This window comes from Morganella morganii (assembly GCF_041099235.1).
Lineage (GTDB): Bacteria > Pseudomonadota > Gammaproteobacteria > Enterobacterales > Enterobacteriaceae > Morganella > Morganella morganii_E.
Map to the genome: position 1 here is coordinate 261711 of NZ_JBFZSO010000003.1, position 16134 is coordinate 277844.

24 protein-coding genes are annotated in these 16134 nt (G+C 49.5%); 13 read left to right on the top strand and 11 right to left on the bottom strand.

Features of this window, described 5'->3' with window-relative positions:
* The first annotated feature begins 16 nt into the window (after positions 1-16).
* From AB7038_RS07285 to AB7038_RS07305, 5 genes are read left to right on the top strand one after another with little or no spacing between them, the layout of a single operon-like run.
* Complete coding sequence (locus AB7038_RS07285; RefSeq protein WP_369453025.1) at positions 17-709, top strand: Gp138 family membrane-puncturing spike protein; 693 nt, start codon at positions 17-19, stop codon at positions 707-709.
* The gene (locus tag AB7038_RS07290) at positions 706-1050 is read left to right on the top strand and encodes a hypothetical protein (RefSeq protein ID WP_368888503.1); all 345 of its coding nucleotides are present in this window, start codon (positions 706-708) and stop codon (positions 1048-1050) included. Before AB7038_RS07285 ends, AB7038_RS07290 begins: the two co-directional genes overlap by 4 nt.
* Positions 1043-2230, top strand: a complete 1188-nt coding sequence (locus AB7038_RS07295; RefSeq protein WP_368888502.1) for a baseplate J/gp47 family protein — start codon at positions 1043-1045, stop codon at positions 2228-2230. The genes AB7038_RS07290 and AB7038_RS07295 overlap by 8 nt, the downstream gene beginning before the upstream one ends.
* Positions 2227-2889: a DUF2612 domain-containing protein gene (locus AB7038_RS07300; RefSeq protein WP_072867628.1), complete on the top strand. Its 663-nt coding sequence runs from the start codon at positions 2227-2229 to the stop codon at positions 2887-2889. The genes AB7038_RS07295 and AB7038_RS07300 overlap by 4 nt, the downstream gene beginning before the upstream one ends.
* A gap of 5 nt (positions 2890-2894) precedes the next feature.
* The gene (locus AB7038_RS07305) at positions 2895-4118 is read left to right on the top strand and encodes a phage baseplate protein (RefSeq protein WP_369453026.1); all 1224 of its coding nucleotides are present in this window, start codon (positions 2895-2897) and stop codon (positions 4116-4118) included.
* Here the strand turns inward: AB7038_RS07305 and AB7038_RS07310 are convergent, their stop codons facing one another.
* Positions 4119-4625 (bottom strand): sugar O-acetyltransferase, encoded by a 507-nt coding sequence (locus AB7038_RS07310; RefSeq protein WP_369453027.1) that lies wholly within the window; start codon positions 4623-4625, stop codon positions 4119-4121.
* 455 nt (positions 4626-5080) lie between these two features.
* On the opposite strand from AB7038_RS07310, the gene AB7038_RS07315 reads away from it, so the two are divergent.
* The 3 genes from AB7038_RS07315 (at position 5081) to AB7038_RS07325 (ending at position 6679) form a co-directional block, all read left to right on the top strand.
* Complete coding sequence (locus tag AB7038_RS07315; protein ID WP_072867635.1) at positions 5081-5371, top strand: hypothetical protein; 291 nt, start codon at positions 5081-5083, stop codon at positions 5369-5371.
* Between the two features lie 294 nt (positions 5372-5665).
* A complete protein-coding gene (locus AB7038_RS07320) occupies positions 5666-6067 on the top strand; it encodes a hypothetical protein (RefSeq protein ID WP_368888498.1) in 402 nt (133 codons plus the stop codon).
* Between the two features lie 18 nt (positions 6068-6085).
* On the top strand, positions 6086-6679 hold the full coding sequence (locus tag AB7038_RS07325) for a DUF1287 domain-containing protein (protein WP_368888497.1): 594 nt from the start codon (positions 6086-6088) through the stop codon (positions 6677-6679).
* A gap of 29 nt (positions 6680-6708) precedes the next feature.
* On the opposite strand, the gene osmB is transcribed toward AB7038_RS07325, so the two are convergent.
* Both osmB and AB7038_RS07335 read right to left on the bottom strand, forming a co-directional pair.
* Complete coding sequence (gene osmB, locus AB7038_RS07330) at positions 6709-6927, bottom strand: osmotically-inducible lipoprotein OsmB (RefSeq protein ID WP_072867639.1); 219 nt, start codon at positions 6925-6927, stop codon at positions 6709-6711.
* A 111-nt stretch (positions 6928-7038) separates the two neighbouring features.
* A complete protein-coding gene (locus tag AB7038_RS07335; protein WP_369453028.1) occupies positions 7039-7395 on the bottom strand; it encodes a hypothetical protein in 357 nt (118 codons plus the stop codon).
* 175 nt (positions 7396-7570) lie between these two features.
* Here AB7038_RS07335 and AB7038_RS07340 point away from each other — a divergent pair, with 175 nt between their 5' ends.
* Positions 7571-7825 carry a hypothetical protein gene (locus tag AB7038_RS07340; protein ID WP_368888494.1) on the top strand — a complete coding sequence of 85 codons (255 nt, stop codon included), beginning with the start codon at positions 7571-7573 and terminating at the stop codon, positions 7823-7825.
* On the opposite strand, the gene AB7038_RS07345 is transcribed toward AB7038_RS07340, so the two are convergent.
* Entirely contained in the window at positions 7789-8688 is a 900-nt protein-coding gene (locus AB7038_RS07345) for a helix-turn-helix domain-containing protein (RefSeq protein WP_368888493.1), read from the bottom strand. The genes AB7038_RS07340 and AB7038_RS07345 overlap by 37 nt on opposite strands.
* Positions 8689-8900: 212 nt before the next feature.
* Between AB7038_RS07345 and AB7038_RS07350 the strand changes: the two genes are divergently transcribed.
* Positions 8901-9179: a DUF6694 family lipoprotein gene (locus AB7038_RS07350; RefSeq protein ID WP_004237422.1), complete on the top strand. Its 279-nt coding sequence runs from the start codon at positions 8901-8903 to the stop codon at positions 9177-9179.
* Between the two features lie 50 nt (positions 9180-9229).
* Here AB7038_RS07350 and AB7038_RS07355 read toward each other — a convergent pair whose 3' ends face one another.
* The 4 genes from AB7038_RS07355 to yddG all read right to left on the bottom strand — a co-directional run bounded on the left by AB7038_RS07355 (position 9230) and on the right by yddG (position 11605).
* The gene (locus AB7038_RS07355; protein WP_072867644.1) at positions 9230-9430 is read right to left on the bottom strand and encodes a DNA polymerase III subunit theta; all 201 of its coding nucleotides are present in this window, start codon (positions 9428-9430) and stop codon (positions 9230-9232) included.
* Positions 9431-9510: 80 nt separating this feature from the next.
* Complete coding sequence (locus AB7038_RS07360; protein ID WP_369453029.1) at positions 9511-9939, bottom strand: glycosyltransferase family 9 protein; 429 nt, start codon at positions 9937-9939, stop codon at positions 9511-9513.
* Positions 9890-10630, bottom strand: a complete 741-nt coding sequence (locus tag AB7038_RS07365; protein ID WP_369453030.1) for a glycosyltransferase family 9 protein — start codon at positions 10628-10630, stop codon at positions 9890-9892. Before AB7038_RS07365 ends, AB7038_RS07360 begins: the two co-directional genes overlap by 50 nt.
* Before the next feature lie 81 nt (positions 10631-10711).
* Positions 10712-11605, bottom strand: a complete 894-nt coding sequence (yddG, locus tag AB7038_RS07370) for an aromatic amino acid DMT transporter YddG (protein ID WP_369453031.1) — start codon at positions 11603-11605, stop codon at positions 10712-10714.
* Between the two features lie 125 nt (positions 11606-11730).
* Between yddG and AB7038_RS07375 the strand changes: the two genes are divergently transcribed.
* Entirely contained in the window at positions 11731-12270 is a 540-nt protein-coding gene (locus AB7038_RS07375) for a DUF924 family protein (protein WP_369453110.1), read from the top strand.
* Here the strand turns inward: AB7038_RS07375 and AB7038_RS07380 are convergent.
* The 3 genes from AB7038_RS07380 to AB7038_RS07390 all read right to left on the bottom strand — a co-directional run bounded on the left by AB7038_RS07380 (position 12247) and on the right by AB7038_RS07390 (position 15001).
* The gene (locus AB7038_RS07380; protein ID WP_369453032.1) at positions 12247-13530 is read right to left on the bottom strand and encodes a mechanosensitive ion channel family protein; all 1284 of its coding nucleotides are present in this window, start codon (positions 13528-13530) and stop codon (positions 12247-12249) included. The genes AB7038_RS07375 and AB7038_RS07380 overlap by 24 nt on opposite strands.
* A 196-nt stretch (positions 13531-13726) precedes the next feature.
* A complete protein-coding gene (locus AB7038_RS07385; RefSeq protein WP_108657256.1) occupies positions 13727-14299 on the bottom strand; it encodes an HdeD family acid-resistance protein in 573 nt (190 codons plus the stop codon).
* Between the two features lie 144 nt (positions 14300-14443).
* Entirely contained in the window at positions 14444-15001 is a 558-nt protein-coding gene (locus AB7038_RS07390; protein WP_015422664.1) for a helix-turn-helix domain-containing protein, read from the bottom strand.
* Positions 15002-15107: 106 nt separating this feature from the next.
* Here AB7038_RS07390 and AB7038_RS07395 point away from each other — a divergent pair, with 106 nt between their 5' ends.
* Positions 15108-15770 (top strand): AzlC family ABC transporter permease, encoded by a 663-nt coding sequence (locus tag AB7038_RS07395; protein ID WP_369453033.1) that lies wholly within the window; start codon positions 15108-15110, stop codon positions 15768-15770.
* Positions 15770-16096, top strand: a complete 327-nt coding sequence (locus AB7038_RS07400) for an AzlD domain-containing protein (protein WP_368888488.1) — start codon at positions 15770-15772, stop codon at positions 16094-16096. The genes AB7038_RS07395 and AB7038_RS07400 overlap by 1 nt, the downstream gene beginning before the upstream one ends.
* Positions 16097-16134: the final 38 nt, after the last annotated feature.

Genomic DNA, 16134 nt, shown 5'->3' on the forward strand with positions numbered 1-16134 from the left:
CGACACGGGCAAAACTATGAATAAACCTAATAGTGATATGGCCAGTGACGGCAGTCTGGCCGGGCAATTTGCGGCTGCGTTCCGCAGTCTGCTGATGAATATTGACGACATGCTGCCGGCCACGGTGGTCAGTTATGACGACACCAGTAACCGGGCTGTGGTGAAACCGCTGGTGATGATGGTAACGACCGCCGGAAAGAAAGTCGGGCGCGGTGCGCTGGCTAATATTCCGGTGTTTCGTTTCGGCGGTGGCGGTTTTTTTATCCGTATGCCGGTAAAACCGGGGGATTTCGGCTGGCTGAAAGCCAATGACCGGGATATCAGTCTGGTTTTCCAGCGCGGCGGACTGGAAGACGAACCCAATACCGCACGTCTGCACACATTCAGTGATGCCATGTTTTTTCCCGACACACTCAAAGGCTGGGTAATCGACGGCAAAAATACGGATGCCCTGGTGGTGCAGTCTGCGGATGGTGCTGTGTGTTTATCGCTGCACGGGGATAAAGCCGTACTGGATACGCCGTTGTTTGAGGTTAATGCACCGGAAACCATTTATACCGGGAATGTGACTATTAACGGTAATCACAATGTGAATGGTGACAGTAATGCAGCGGGCGGCACCCTGAAACATAACGGTAAAAACATCGGTTCAACCCACAAACACAGCGGTATTCAGCGCGGACATGAGGATTCAGGAGAACCGCTATGATGACATTTGATGTCAGTGAAAATAATGATCTGTTCACCGGAGGGGACGGTAACCTCGCCATCGCCCGTGATGAACAGGCAGTAAAAAACAGCTGTGCTCAGTATATCAAAACACTGCGCGGTGAAATGCTGCATAAGCAGGACAAGGGCATTCCGTATTGGAAAACCACGTTCGGACGGCAGGCAGATCTGCCGGTGTTTGAAACCGCATTCCGTGAACGGATAGGGGAGATCCCGCAGGTCACAGAAGTGATTTCATTCGCGGCCGTGCTGAAAGATAACAATCTGAGCTATACCGCTGTTTTACAGACTGAATACGGGAGTATCAGGTTAAATGGCTGAATATAATTATATTACCTCATCCGGCGTGATTATCCCGGATACTGCTGAGCAGCGCACAGCCGTTGAAAATGAGTTTAAGGCGGTGTTTGGTCAGGATCTGGATGTCTCACCGGAAACCCCGCAGGGGGTGCTGATCACGATGGAAACGGAGAATCGTGATGCCATTGTGCGTAATAATGCGGAACTGGCAAATCAGATAAACCCGGATCTTGCCGGAGGCGTGTTTCTGGACGCTATCTGGGCACTGATGGGAGGGGAGCGCCGGGATGCCACCCGCTCGATTCTGACGCAGGTGCAGTTCGGTGGTGTGCCGGGCACCATCATTCCGAAAGGGGCACTGGCGGAAACACTGGCCGGTGACGCATTTTTTACCACAAAATCGCTGATTATCGGTAAAAACGGGACTGTCAGCGGCGATATGCGTGCGGTTGAAACCGGTCCCGTGGAGTGTCCGGCCGGGCAGCTGATGACGGTGGCCAGCTCTGTTCTCGGGTGGGAAACGGTCACTAACCCGTCCGGTGCGGTTACCGGCCGGATTGCGGAGTCTGATTTGCAGTCCCGCCGCCGCCGTAAACTGACGCTGGCAAAAAATACGGTCAGTGTCGGGGAGGCCATGACTTCCGCATTGTATGAACTGGAGGGTGTCCGCTCTCTGGCATACCGGGAAAATTATACCAATACCCCGATGGCAGCGGACGGCATCACGCTTGTACCGCACAGTGTGTATGTCTGCGTTGAGGGCGGGGAGAGTCAGGAAATTGCCGCCGCACTGCTGCGGACCAAAACCATCGGTGCCGCCTATAACGGCAGTGAGGAAGTTGAGGTGACGGAGCCGGTCAGCGGGCAGGTTTACACGGTAAAATTCGATCGCGCAAAAGAAGTGGTGCTGTTTTGTCGTGTGACGGTCAAAAAAACCTCTCTGGATGCACAAACCCTTATCCCGGCAGCAGTGGAAGCCTGGGCAAACGGCGATACCGAAGGGGATGGCGGGCTGGTGGCCGGGCGGGAAGTTTCACCGTTTGAGATTTCTGCCGGTATTAATGCCGCTGAGCCGCGGCTGTTTATCACCCGTATTGAATTATCCGCAGACGGCACACGCTGGTCACCGGATATTTATCCGGTAAAACTGACGGAAGTCGCCAAAATTAACCGCAGTGCGGTTCAGGTGGTGTTTGTATGACAGACTCCATTCAGTCGTTTTCATTTCATTCAGATTTGCTGCGGGCACTGTTATGGCAGTACGAAGAGGCGGAAAACCTGAAAGCACTGGCCCGTCATAAATCGGACTGGTTTGAGCGGGCGACCGTCAGTTTCTGGCAGAACTGGTATAACGATGTGTTTAATATCGATACCGCCACTGATTTTGGCCTTGGTATCTGGGCGCGGATCCTGGATGTCCCGCTTGGTGTGGATATCCCGCCGGATGATAAAACAAAAATCGGTACCGGTTTCGGTAATAAAAAGGCCAATTTCAGGGCGAATTTCCGGCGTAACAGTGATTACACACTGTCACTGACACAGGAACAAAAACGGCTGATTATCCGTATGCGTTATTTCAATCTGACGCAAAGCCCGACCGTCAGCAATATTAATGAATTCCTCGAACGGTTCTTCGGCAATAAAGACAGCAGGGTATTTGTGCTCGATCCGCTGGATATGACCTATCTGTATTACGTGTTTAATTTTAATCCGGATGAACGCCTGCGCGTTCTGCTGGAGAACTTCGATCTTATGCCGCGCCCGTCCGGTGTCGGCGTCAAATACCGGATTGTGACCAAAAAAGCCTTTGGTCACGGTGAAAACCGGAAAAACTTCCTGAGCAGTAACTTCGGAGCATAAAACGTATGACTAAATTATTTAAAGTCCCCTTTGCAACACAAGGGGACCGCACTGCTATTCCTGATGAAGTCCGGGCCGATGGCGCGGTTTCCTATACCCAGGGTTACGGGTATGACTACGAGCGTGACCAGGCCACGGATCCGGCGGCCAAAGATATCGAGCGTGAGAAGATGAACAGCCTGTTCCACGATATCACGGAAGCGGTCGGTGAAATGCAGTCCTTCGGTGCTCCGGTCTGGCAGGAAGCCGGTAAACCGTATGCTGTCCGCAGCGTTGTGTACCACAAAAACAAAACCTGGCAGTCAAAGGTTGAAAATAACACCACCGAACCGGTTACCGGAACGGCATGGGCAGAACTGAAAGCAGATCTGACCGCCGGAGAGGTGGGCGCTTACAGCAAAGGGGAATCTGATCAGAAATTCCAGCCTGCGGGGAATTATCTGCCGGAAGGGTACAGTTATTCCAAAGCAGAATCTGATACTCACTTCCAGCCGAAAGGCAATTATGCCCCGGCCGGGAATTACGCCTTAAAAACCGATGTTTATACCAAAACAGAAGGTGATGGCCGTTATCAGCCGAAAGGGAATTATCAGCCGGCGGGGGAATATGCGCTTAACGCTGATCTGAATAAAAAGGTGGATAAAACCGCGGTTGTGCAGAATACCGGCAATTCGTCCACATCAGTCATGAGTCAGAATGCTGTAACGGAAGCACTGAAAAACGCGGTAAATATCGACACGATTTATCCTGTCGGTGTCGTCATTTGGTTTGCGCAAAATAAAAACCCGAATGACTTATTTCCGGGAACATCCTGGTCCTATATCGGTGAAAATAAAACAATCCGGCTGGCAAACAGCAGCGGCAGTAATGTGCTGACCAGCGGCGGCAGTGACAATATTACATTAACTGCTGCCCATTTACCGGCACACAGCCATAGTTTCTCCGGAACTACGTCGAGTTTTGATTACGGAACTAAAACGACGAATACAACGGGAGCACATACACATGATTATAATGATAACTATACAGCCGGAACGGTCGGTCCCGGCGGTACTAGTGATCGTAAAGGGCCAAAACAAACCGGGAGTGCAGGAAATCATGCTCATAGCGTAGCAATTGGCGCACATACCCACACTATTTCCGGCACAACAGGAAATACAGGCAGCGGTTCATTAATTTCAGTCGTCAACGCCTACATCACATTAATGGGTTGGTACAGAACCAAATAATTATACTGTTTTAATAAAGCGTGCGGGGGTACCGGCATAAAGAGAATCAGCGGGAATATCATGGTTGACTACGCTGTTCGCGGCAATAATACTGTTATCCCCGATTGTTATGCCGGGCAGAATAACTGCCCCTGCACCAATCCAGACATTTTTTCCGATATTAACAGGCAATATGATATTGTCGTTATGTCTTTTTTCCGGAGATACCGGATGGCTGACAGTGCTGATAGTGACATTAGGGCCAATCATTGTATTATGTTCAATAGTAATTAGTGCATTATCCAGAAAATTACAGTTTGCATTAATAAAGACATCACCAATTAACTTAATATTTCCGAATTCAAAATATAACGGAGACGTAATTGATACAGATTTTTCAGCGATGACTCCTGATTTTAAAAGTATTTCACATCTTTTTTTTCTGGATAAAGTTGACGTATTGAAAAAAATAACGGCTTGACGGGGAGAGATTTTTTTCTTTAAAGAATACCAGAAATATTTAATCATAAGTGACTCTTCTGTATACGCATAAAGCGATTATTAGCCTATGTTATTATAGCATGTATTTCCCCGTAGTGTTGTTTTTTTTTGAAAAATTTTATGGTATATAGTGTTCTCATTGCAATATTTTCGGATATATAAAAATATCTTCATTTAATTTATCAGATATAAAGATCTGCAAATAAAATCAATCAGTATGTTGAGTTGTATAATTAATTATATTTTGAGAAAACAATATCAGCACTGATAGCCTGATGTGACTGATTATTACGAATACACACATAATTATACTTAATCTGTTTTATCACCGGATGAGTAACCAGTGAATCTGACTGCCGGTGAAAATATTCTGCCGGATAAAAAGCCGGTAATACTTTTACCGGCCGCAAGGTACGGGAACAATCACGGCAGTAAAACGCTATAATCGGTGATCAGTATATTTCAGATAAGGTAATGCTTTCATGACTGACAACGACGATATGCGGGAGTATTCAGAATTCGATTTTGAAGCGATTGCGCAGTGTAATCAAATCAGAGATATGCTGATGGTGGCGCTGGAAAGACGAAATAAAGAAATGCAGCGCCTGCGGATAAAAACACAGGAAATTCAGCGGGAATTTCCGGGGGATTTGAAAAAGCTTCAGGCGCATATGCGGGAAATGAAAGATTCCAATAATGAAGTCATGGCGCTGGTCAGAGAATATAATGTCTGGGCTGAACGGGCCGGGCAGGATAAGCTGGTACTGGAATGAGCCCGGTAACCTGCTGATATGACAGCACTGATGCTGACCGGCATTTTATCCGGACATTCCGCTCCGGTGCCGGGGGCTGTTCTGCTGTTAACTGTAATGCCCCGTTTACGTATTACAGTGTATTTTTTTGTCTTCTTTCTGTTTTTTCTTCTTATTTTATTTCTGTCACCAAAAGCGGTTGCAGCAGAAACAACGTACAGCAATATATCAGGGCGAAATTACCTTTTATCCGGTATTAAACTGCGGAATTTTTACCGCATGATTTATATGAGCAATACCGAGGATCGAAAAGTATTGCTGCAGCAAATACCGGATGAATGGATATTACAATATGCAGAAAACCGGCTGGCATTGTTTAACAGTGCGATGGATAAAGATCCCTCCGGACTGCTTTGCTTCAGTTTCATTTACCCGGCAGAGTTGGGTAACGGAACCGCTATTACATTTTTACCCGCAAAAAAAACAGTGCCGGGTTTATCTCAGGCAGAAACTGACGCATTATATACCGGCATCTTTCTCCGGCTGCGCCATACCTATGGTGATTTGCTGGATGAAGAGCAAGCCGAAACTCTGGAAAAGGATGCCATACTGGCCTGTGAAATAAAATCAGCGCTGTATCAGAGTATATTACAGCTCAGTCCGCGGGATGCTGCCGGGGTATTACGTTACATCTGGGGCAGGGACGGGATTTTCTGAGCGGTTGCGGAGGAAATAATGCGTCATGATATTGCCGGGATATGCGCTGTTTTACTGTCTGTTGCTATAATCCCCGCTGGTTACGGTGCGGGCTCGCTGAATCAGGCGGCTCAGCAGCTTGACAGGCTGGTATTGTATGATCCGTCCTATGAAAAAATCGCTTATCCCGGCGGGGATGTTTCACCCCGGAAAGGGGTATGTTCGGATGTGATTATCCGCAGTTACCGGAAAATAGGTATCGATCTGCAAAAAGAGGTGCATGAGGATATCAAAACGGCGTTTTCTCTCTACCCGGGCCGTAAATTGTGGGGACAGACACGGCCGGATACGAATATTGATCACCGCAGGGTGCCCAATCTGATGGTTTTTTTCAGCCGTAAAGGGGAAACCAAACCGGTCACACAGAATGCGGCGGATTATGTGGCCGGCGATATTGTGACCTGGCAGCTGGATAATGGTCGTCCGCATATCGGTATTGTGATCGGTAAAACCGCGCTGTTCAGCGGAAATCCGCTGGTCATGCATAATATTGGCGGCGGGCAGGTCAGTGAGGATGTGCTGTTCAGCTGGAAAATCACCGGACATTACCGGTATAAAGCCGGGAAGGAATGAAAGAGCCGGCGGTATGCCGGCTCCGGAAATTATTTTTTCACCTGGTGTCCGATAAGGCCGCCGATTGCCGCACCGCCGACGGTTCCGAGTGCACTGCCGTCGGTCAGGATTGCACCACCGACAGCACCGACACCGGCTCCGATAGCAGTGTTCCGGTCACGTTTCGACATATTTGAACAACCGGCCACAGCAAGCAGCAGGACTGCAGATAAAGTCACTGCGCTTACTCTCTTAATATTCACTTTCATCTCATAAACTCCTGAACAATAGGCGTGTTACAACATAGTCCTGTTCGGGAATAGTCTGTATCAGAATAATCGGGAAATACGTAACAATCCCGGTGCATTATCTGATATTTACTATACCGCCAATGCCTTAAACGACAGATGACAATATAAAATCCCGTAAGTGGAGTTGATGGCATTACTGAGATGTTCAATCCGGTCATTATGCGCCGTGATTTCGGCTTCATCCGCAATAGCGGCATCCGCGACAGAAACAGCAGCGAAAGGATATGTCGGCAGCAATGCGATTTGTGCATTATCTTTCAGCAGATACCAGGGGGAAACTGCCCCGGCTGGCGGTATTTCATGCTTGCGCAACCGCCAGCCACCCAGCATCTGCTTATCAGTCAGTTCTTTTAACAGCGGCAGCAGCGCTTCTTCCGCATCACACTGAATGTGCGCCATGGTGATATGTTCTGCATATGATGACATCGGTTACCTCCGCAAATCAGAAGATACTCTTTTTCATAGTAACCGGTTCATGTGTAAAAAACAGAAAATAAATAACGGTCAATTCCTAATTTTGTTATTTTAAGATGACTATCAGAATAATGTACGGACAGGTAAGATAAACTACGATTGGAATATAATCAGGGGAGTTTTTATTATGGAAAACTACGTATATATGTCAGGGGTGGTTATTTCGGCGGCTCTGATTGTTTATATTTTAGTCAGTAAACGGGTGCCGTCAAAACGAAAGGTCGTCTGCGGGTTTGTATTGTTTACTTTTATTCTCGGATTTAATGATACCCGGCAACAAGCTATCACTGCACAGAAGACCGCAGAGCAGAATAGCCGCAATAGTATGACGCTGGCAGATCATGATCACCAGCCTGTGGTATCAGTCATCACCGGAATGTAATAATTAATCACCCGGACAGCCAGTTTCGGGTTTTCCGGGTTTAATTCAGTGATGTTTTCCTGAAATATATACTCTTCCGTATCCGGATGCTCCGGATGGCGGATTATATTCAGTTCCGGCAAAATATTATTATAAATATCATAAGTAATATCCTGAAAATCAATATCAGAAAAATCACCGGTAAAAATAATTTTTAAGTAATGGGCATGACCGGGCGTATAAACAATGTCCTGTGGTATCGTATTTTTCAGGCAATGTGCTTCTGCCAGAGTGGCATAGTACATTGAGAAAGTGTCCCCGGCAGATTTACTGACACCGTGTATGGCATAAACCGCTTCCGGTAAAGCGGTCAGCCGCTGTAAAAAAGGCTGCCAGTAATATTTGCGCAGTTGTGGCAGGCGCATATTCCAGGTATCTGATGCCGCCTGATACACATTCGACGTTCCGGTCAGCACTTTTTCCGGCAGTGTCGTCATCTCAACCGAGGAGTGCAGTTTTCCGGCATAGCGTTTCGGCAGTACAAAGCCCCCCGGCTGCCAGCCGCTTTTTTTACGGTATCCTGACGGGGTAATACCAAAATGCTGTTTGAAGGCACGGCAGAATGTCTGTTGTGAATCAAAGCGGTATTTCATGGATAAATGCATCAGGTTGAGCGGCAGCAGGCGCAGGGCGATGGCCGCACAGGATAAACGCCGTGCACGGACATAATTTGCCAGGGTATAGCCGGTCTGTTGTTTAAAAATACGCTGAAAATGCCATTTGGAATAACCGGCTTTTCCGGCCACGGCCTCTAATGAAAGATCAGACTCGAGATTGTTTTCTATCCAGTTTAAAATTTCATCAACAACGCATTCGTTAAACATAGCTTTTCCGTGTATTTCTCAGACGGAGGTATTATATCGGCACCGGTACTGAAAAACAGCTGATTTACAATAACAAATAAATTTCCTGTTTTTACCGGGCGGGAAAACATGGTTATAACTGTATAAATAAACGGTTAATTCTGCCTGTAATAAACATGGTTTTATCTGTCCGGCAATGTAAAATACCGCAGATATTATTAACGAGGTGGAAAATGAAAAAATTACTGGCAGTTATCGCGCTCTCTTTTGCTCTTACCGCTTGTGGTGATGCAACACTGGATATGTCTTCCCAGCAGGCAGCGCAGGAATCCATCGCAAAAATGGAAAAAGATCTGAGCCCGGAGCAATCCCGTGAGCTGAAAGGCGCTATTACTAAAATCAGCTTCCAGGTGGCTTTTGCCAGCGGTGGTGATGAAGAAAAAATGATGGCGTTGCTGAAAGAAAAATTACAGGGTAAAACAGCAAAAGAAATTATTGAAATGGCAAAATAAGCCTTTTCAGCCTGCCGGTTTATCTGCTGCCGGCAGGCTCAGTTTTACAGTTAACTGTTTCTGGCTGCATCACGGTGGAATTTAAGACGTTCCCGGAACCAGGGACGTAAACGTTCAGGGCGCTGCTGCTCGACTTCTCTGTCAATTCTCGGCAGTTTCATCTTATCCCGCATGACAAGGCTTTTTGTCAGGGACTCAATTTCGTCCTCTTCTTCCTGTGTCATTTTCGGTTTCTGCATATTCTCTGACATAGATCCTCCTTTTTCTGTCAGTCTACTGTATTTTACGGCCGGGTGTGAGACCGTGGTTTTCCGTAAGTAATTCAGCTTAATCAGGATTCGTGTGTGTCCGGATAAACATCTGTCAGTGCATCCTGCACAGCTGCAATGACCCGGTCAGTACTGATGGCCGTCATTTCATGACTTCCGGGCGGAGTCATCAGCGGACTGGTAAAGCCGGTGAGTACGCGGTGAAGATGAGGATCCTGATAAGGTCCGGTTGCATGTGCTGCGGCACTGACAAACAGACTGACAGTCCGGACTTTCAGAGCAACGGCTATGTGCATAGTTCCGGTATCCCCGGTGACCAGAACATCAACATTATTGACTGCCTGTGTCAGCTCTGTCATGGCGGTTTTACCGATCAGAGACTCGGTGCGGTGATGAAATTCTGCGGGCAGTAACGCCATAAACTGTTCTGAAAGATGTACTTCACCGGGAGAACCGAACAGGACGATCCTGATTTTGTCGTCTGCTGACATCAGCGCGGTGGCAAGTTGTACAAAGTAAGAGACCGGCCAGCGCCTCTTCACTGGATGCTCCCATCTGAAAACCGACATTATGCCACGGAGACGGTTCTCTGGTGACATCACAGGGGACGCGCATTTCAATACTGCTGTCTGTAAACTGACATTGTAATGGCGCTATCAGGTCCAGCCGGGACTGAATAGTATGGCGATGACCACTACCGTTATAGTTGGTCAGCCAGCGCTCCATATACGGGTTTGCCGGATAATTACAGCGAAAAACAAACGGTGCTCCGGTCATGACTGCGCTCAGATAATCATACGGGTTATGTGAGTGCATAATCAGAACCAGATCCGGCGTTCCGTGCGCTTTTAAATCCCTGACCAGTTTCAGTACGGTATTGACTTTGCTGTTCCAGCACACCACATCGTCCCAGTCTTTACCGATACCGGTGTGGATATAAGGTGCCATTTTATTGCCGGAAACAACGGTAATTCGGGCGTCAGGAAAACGTTTTCTGACTTCATGAATCGCCGGGGTATTCATCAGAAAATCCCCGAGTGCCGTTGTCGAATAAATAACAATATTCCGGAAGTCGATAGTCTCCAGCTGTTTAAAGGCCGTGACGGAGTGTGAAAAATCACGGCGGCGCGTATAAAGCTGTAAGAATAAATTAACCAGTTTATGTTTAAGTTTTTTGGACATCGTATTTCCTGAAAAGCGACCAATAATAGCATGGCGCTAATTTAGCATATTCCTCCGGAAATTCGCCGGTTCATTTTCATGTTATTTCCGGCGGGTGGCGAGCCAGCATAATAAGGAACCACCGGTAACCATCAGTACCCCCTGCCAGAATGCAAAATAGAGAGCAGTGCTGAGTAATAATGCGGAAAACGCAGTGGAAAGTACCGGGGTAAAATAAGAGAGTGTGCCTATCAGGGCAACATTACCGCGAAGTACTGCGATGGTCCAGAGTGCATTTGCGGCACAGGACAGTGCAGCGGCGGCAATCAGAAAACCAACGGTTGAAACGGAAAATTCAGCGGGCAGTGTGATGCCGTCAAAGGCGGTTACCACCCACAGCATCAGGGCGGTGATGATAAAAAACAGGGTAATGCCGTTATTACCGTCCGCCAGCCTGCGGGACAAATTACTGTAGAAGGCCCAGATCACTGCACCGGTAAATGCCAGGCCGTAACTCAGCGGATTAAGTGCGACGTTGGCGGCGACAGAGCTGAGTGATAACCCGTTTTCTCCGCCAATCACCCGGCTGATACCGAGCACCGCCAGCACCAGCCCGGCTATCAGGGGCAGGCGCAGACGCTGCCCGCCCATAAGTACAGCCAGTCCGACGGTCAGGGAAGGCCACAGGTAGTTCACCATACCCAGTTCAATTGCCTGCTGACGGTTCTGAGAAAAACCGAGCGCCAGAATAAAACAGATCTCATAACTGACGAACAACAGTGTGCCCCAGATAAGATAGCGGCGCGGCCAGCGGCGGATGGCCGGAAATCCGGTGACCAGCAGTAACATCACTGACCCGAGGGTGTATATCAGTGCCGCACCGAAAGCAGGCCCGAAATCCTCACTGACCCGTTTGATTAATCCGACAATGGTGCTCCAGAACAGAATGGCCAGAACGCCGTAAAATGTGGCGGTGTGTGCGGACAGTTTTCCCATGAATATCGGCCTGTGATAAATAATTGACAATATATGCGTTAAACTAATAATGATTTCCCAGCATACCGTGATATGACCGCCGGGCAAAGGGAGAGATCCTCATGGCCGGACTGAAAAGGAGACTGATGATGGAAGCACAACAGATTCTGGATTTCTGGTTTAATGAAGCCACTCCGGAACAATGGTTTAAGAAAGACACACAATTTGATGACCTGATCCGCCGCCGTTTTCTTAAGGTATGGGAACAGGCCGCAGCCGGAGAATGTTTCAGCTGGCGGGCGCACATCGGCGGGCGTCTGGCGGAGATCCTCGTGCTGGACCAGTTTTCCCGTAATCTCTGGCGCGGGAACGCGCAGTCATTTGCACAGGACCCGATGGCACTGGTGCTGGCGCAGGAGGCGGTGAAAACACCGGATTATCTGCAACTGCCTCCGGTTCAGCGCAAATTTGTGCTGATGCCGTATATGCATTCGGAATCCGCACTGATCCATCAGCAGGCGGAACTGTTGTTTAAAGGGCTTGATGAGAGCACCGAGGATTTTGAGCGGCGGCACAAAGCGATCATTGACCGTTTCGGCCGCTACCCGCACCGCAATGAGATTCTGGGGCGGAACTCCACCCCGGAAGAGGCAGAGTTCCTGTTACAGCCCGGCTCGGCGTTCTGATTCACATTCCCGGGCGAAATGCGCGGCAATACCGCGCATATCAAAGCCCGTTGGTGTCTGATGCACCCGCAGCCAGAATTGCGGCAGGATCGCGAACAGGTGATCAAAAATATCGGACTGAATTTGCTCATAGCTTATCCACGCCGTCACATTGGTGAAGGCGTAGATTTCCACCGGCAGCCCGTCCGGTGTCGGTGCCAGCTGACGCACCATGGTCGTCATCTTCTTGTGAATATGCGGACTGGCTTTGATGTACGCCTCCGCATACGCACGGAATGTCCCGATATTGGTCAGCCGCCGCTGGTTAAGCAGGGTATCTCCGGGTTCCTGCGCATTGTATTCTGCGATTTCCTGTAATTTGGCATCGATATAACCGGCAATCAGGTTTGATTGCCGCAGCCGGCTGATCTCTTCATCGGTCAGAAAACGGATGCTGGTGGTATCCAGGTTCATGCTGCGTTTGATACGCCGTCCGCCGGATGCTGTCATTCCCTGCCAGTTTTTGAAAGAGTCGGAAATCAGGGCGTAAGTCGGGATGGTGGTGATGGTATTATCCCAGTTCTGCACTTTGACCGTGGTCAGCCCGATATCCGTTACAGCACCGTCTGCGCCGTATTTCGGCATCTCCAGCCAGTCCCCGACATTAAGCATATCATTGACCGACAACTGAATACCGGCCACCAGACCCATGATCGGGTCTTTAAAGACCAGCATCAGCACCGCGGTCATGGCACCGAGTCCGCTCAGCAAAATCAGCGGGGATTTTCCTATCAGCAGCGAAATAATCAGGATACTGAAGAGCACCGCGATGAGCAGTTTCAGGCTCTGCATCACGCCGCGCAGCGGAAGACGGCTCAGAGACGGCGTATGGCGGGAGAGGCTCTGAAGAATGTCCATCACGGAAAACAGCAGCAGCATGCCGAACAACAGGCACCATGCCTGTGCGCCGGTCGTGAGGATCTCCTGTGCGGCAGACCCGCGTCCCAGCCAAATCAGTGCCTGGATATTAAATACTATCCCCTGAATCAGAAAGGCAAAACGGTTAAACAGCCGGGTGCGGGTAATTAATGAGCCCCACGGACGCTGAGTACCACCGGTGCGGCGTTCAATATACGGCAGAAGGCCTTTGTGCAGGACAAGATGCAGAATAACAGCGATAGCCAGAATCAGAACAATAACCCCGGTAATGGCCGCCCATGAGGCGTAGTCATTACTGAGTTCAAATTGTTGTTGCAGCCATAACCGTAGTTGTTGCTCCATAAAAAATGTCTCCTGTGACGTGGTTTTTACAGACTCCCTAGTGAGCAGCAAAATGTTAAAAATGGGATCACATTGAATACTGTACCATTTTTCAGGCACGGGTTCTGAAAGGGTATGTAAAATTGCGGGAAAAGCGGAAAAAACAGAAAAAGGGGATGTGGCGCGGCAAATCATTTGCCCGCGCCACCGGATGCGGTTAATTATTCTTTTTCAGGACAGAAGCGGCTGCGATTAGTCCGAAAGAACTGAACAGCAGTTCAATACCGACCAGGGTCGCTATCAGGGTGACAGACACAATCGGACCGTTACCGACCAGCAGATAAGCGATAAACAGATCGAGCAGGCCGATAATAATGTTCAGCCAGCCGCGCGCCTGAGACATCTGACGCAGACCTGAACCCAGACGCAGGATCCCGCCGGCAATAAACAGAATGGCGAGCAGAATAGCGAGGCTGAGCATCCCGGTGAGCGGTTCGGTCAGGAACACATAACCCAGAAGGAGATAGGCGACCGCAACCAGAACGGAAAACAGCTTGCTGCCGCCGCTGTAAAGCCGGCTGCTGAGTGTCACAAACAACATGGAAAGCCCGTTTATCACGAGCAGTCCCCCGATGATATAACTGAGCGTGACACCGGAAATCAGCGGGTTCATCAGACAGGCCACACCACCGGCCAGCAGAAGAATGGCGATGATCCACAGGTAGCCCCGTTGTTTCTTCAGGGCATCGGCTGTCATATGAGTTAAATTCTGACGGTTAAAATCAAGCATGGTTTTTCCTTAGTAAGCCCGTTACAGCGGCATCAGAGCATGACAGAGCAGCCCGATACCGGATGCGGAATATACCCGAAATGATAAACTTCACTTTACATTATTTGCGATAAGTAAGTGTTTGTGAATACCAAATGCGTAAAATCAGTGCTCAATAATCATGACTGCCGTGGTATCGGGCTCCAGCGCCTTAAAAATATGCGGGACATCGCCGGGGTAGGAAATATAGTCGCCGGGCAAAAGTGTGGCGGGTTCATCAAGGGTACCGACGACGGCACTGCCGGTCATCAGCAGGATATGTTCGGTGACCTGTGCCATATGCGGCTCGGACACGCGGTCTTTGCCGGGCTGTGCTGTGATGGTGTACAGGTCACGACGGTTAACTGCAGAGGCGGAAGAGAGCAGAAAAGCGTGGTAATAGGCATTCTCGGCACTGACCTGAATGCCTTCCCCGCGCCGCAGAACGGTTACCCGACTTTTCGGGGTTTCAAACAGACTGGCAAACGGGATATTCAGTGCCACGCAGAGCGACCACAGCGTTTCGATTCCCGGATTTCCCTGTGCCGATTCCAGCTGCGACAGTGTGGACTTTGCAATACCGGCACTGCGCGCGACATCGGCGATAGAACGACCCTGGCGCTGGCGCTCTTCGGTCAGCCTGACCGCCATAATCTGCAGGGGCGGGGTGATAGGTGAATCCATAAAATACACTCTCTGCTGGTTAACGGAAATAACCCGGAATTAACACTTGCGTAATTCAAGCTGTTCGACATAATGAACGTATCGTTCAATTTATAAGTCTATCGCAATGAAACTCGCTATTCCACTCGATAATGCCATGATCCGCAATATTTTGCTGGTTTGTGTGGCGGATTTAATTGTCGGCGTTTCCTACGGGGCGCTGGCGCATGCCAACGGTTTTCCGCTCTGGGTACCGCTGACACTGTCTCTGGTTGTGCTGGCAGGGGCATCAGAGTTTCTGTTTATCGGCGTTGTGGCGGCCGGCGGCAGTCCGGTGTCTGCGGCGCTGGCCGGGTTGCTGGTCAATGCCCGTCATGTGCCGTTCAGCCTTGCGGTGCATGACCTTGCCGGTAAAGGCCCGAAAAAGCTGCTGGGCTTCCATATTCTTAATGATGAGAGTGTGGTGTTCGGTCTGGCGGAAAAACAGAAAGACAAACAGAAAGCCGCATTCTGGCTGTGCGGGCTGGGGATTTTTCTGTGCTGGCCGCTGGGAACGATTATCGGCGAGTTTCTCGGTACCTTTATTGTGGATACCAAAGCGCTGGGGCTGGATGCCATGTTCCCGGCGATTATCCTGGCATTGTGTCTGCCTGCACTGCGTGAGGCGAAAACACGCCGCGCTGCTCTGCCGGGAGCGGTAATTGCCCTGGCTGCCACACCATTTTTACCGCCGGGGATCCCGGTACTGTTATCACTGCTGGGGCTGGTGGTCAGCCTGAGGAGAGCGTAATGCCGGATACATTATCCATTCTGACGGGGATCGTATTGCTGGCGGTCGGTACGTATGCCATGCGGGCTTCCGGGGCGCTGCTCAGCGGGCGTTTCTCGGTGTCATCACACGTTAAAAATTTGCTTTCCATGGGGGCGATTGTCATTCTGTTTGCTGTGGCGGTAACGATGACGATTTTCAGCGGACAGGAATTATCAGACTGGCCGAAAATGGCCGGAGTGGCGGTTGCGGGAATACTGACGTGGTATAAAAAGCCGTTTCTGGTGATTGTGCTGGCCGCCGCGATTGTGACCGCGCTGCTGCGTTATCTGCTGTCGCTGTGGTAAACAGAGAGATCCGCGCAGCAGCATCACTGCGCGGATAA

Bases quoted from the DNA above. Each gene is read 5' to 3' on its own strand.
- AB7038_RS07285 (WP_369453025.1), top strand. From the start codon at position 17: ATGAATAAACCTAATAGTGATATGGCCAGTGACGGCAGTCTGGCCGGG.
- osmB (WP_072867639.1), bottom strand. From the start codon at position 6,927: ATGAAAGTGAATATTAAGAGAGTAAGCGCAGTGACTTTATCTGCAGTC.
- AB7038_RS07365 (WP_369453030.1), bottom strand. From the start codon at position 10,630: ATGTCCAAAAAACTTAAACATAAACTGGTTAATTTATTCTTACAGCTT.
- AB7038_RS07390 (WP_015422664.1), bottom strand. From the start codon at position 15,001: ATGGATTCACCTATCACCCCGCCCCTGCAGATTATGGCGGTCAGGCTG.
- AB7038_RS07350 (WP_004237422.1), top strand. From the start codon at position 8,901: ATGAAAAAATTACTGGCAGTTATCGCGCTCTCTTTTGCTCTTACCGCT.
- AB7038_RS07355 (WP_072867644.1), bottom strand. From the start codon at position 9,430: ATGTCAGAGAATATGCAGAAACCGAAAATGACACAGGAAGAAGAGGAC.
- AB7038_RS07340 (WP_368888494.1), top strand. From the start codon at position 7,571: ATGGAAAACTACGTATATATGTCAGGGGTGGTTATTTCGGCGGCTCTG.
- AB7038_RS07380 (WP_369453032.1), bottom strand. From the start codon at position 13,530: ATGGAGCAACAACTACGGTTATGGCTGCAACAACAATTTGAACTCAGT.
- AB7038_RS07395 (WP_369453033.1), top strand. From the start codon at position 15,108: ATGAAACTCGCTATTCCACTCGATAATGCCATGATCCGCAATATTTTG.
- AB7038_RS07360 (WP_369453029.1), bottom strand. From the start codon at position 9,939: ATGTCAGCAGACGACAAAATCAGGATCGTCCTGTTCGGTTCTCCCGGT.
- AB7038_RS07295 (WP_368888502.1), top strand. From the start codon at position 1,043: ATGGCTGAATATAATTATATTACCTCATCCGGCGTGATTATCCCGGAT.
- AB7038_RS07315 (WP_072867635.1), top strand. From the start codon at position 5,081: ATGACTGACAACGACGATATGCGGGAGTATTCAGAATTCGATTTTGAA.
- AB7038_RS07290 (WP_368888503.1), top strand. From the start codon at position 706: ATGATGACATTTGATGTCAGTGAAAATAATGATCTGTTCACCGGAGGG.
- AB7038_RS07400 (WP_368888488.1), top strand. From the start codon at position 15,770: ATGCCGGATACATTATCCATTCTGACGGGGATCGTATTGCTGGCGGTC.
- AB7038_RS07345 (WP_368888493.1), bottom strand. From the start codon at position 8,688: ATGTTTAACGAATGCGTTGTTGATGAAATTTTAAACTGGATAGAAAAC.
- AB7038_RS07335 (WP_369453028.1), bottom strand. From the start codon at position 7,395: ATGTCATCATATGCAGAACATATCACCATGGCGCACATTCAGTGTGAT.
- AB7038_RS07375 (WP_369453110.1), top strand. From the start codon at position 11,731: ATGATGGAAGCACAACAGATTCTGGATTTCTGGTTTAATGAAGCCACT.
- AB7038_RS07325 (WP_368888497.1), top strand. From the start codon at position 6,086: ATGCGTCATGATATTGCCGGGATATGCGCTGTTTTACTGTCTGTTGCT.
- yddG (WP_369453031.1), bottom strand. From the start codon at position 11,605: ATGGGAAAACTGTCCGCACACACCGCCACATTTTACGGCGTTCTGGCC.
- AB7038_RS07300 (WP_072867628.1), top strand. From the start codon at position 2,227: ATGACAGACTCCATTCAGTCGTTTTCATTTCATTCAGATTTGCTGCGG.
- AB7038_RS07305 (WP_369453026.1), top strand. From the start codon at position 2,895: ATGACTAAATTATTTAAAGTCCCCTTTGCAACACAAGGGGACCGCACT.
- AB7038_RS07385 (WP_108657256.1), bottom strand. From the start codon at position 14,299: ATGCTTGATTTTAACCGTCAGAATTTAACTCATATGACAGCCGATGCC.
- AB7038_RS07310 (WP_369453027.1), bottom strand. From the start codon at position 4,625: ATGATTAAATATTTCTGGTATTCTTTAAAGAAAAAAATCTCTCCCCGT.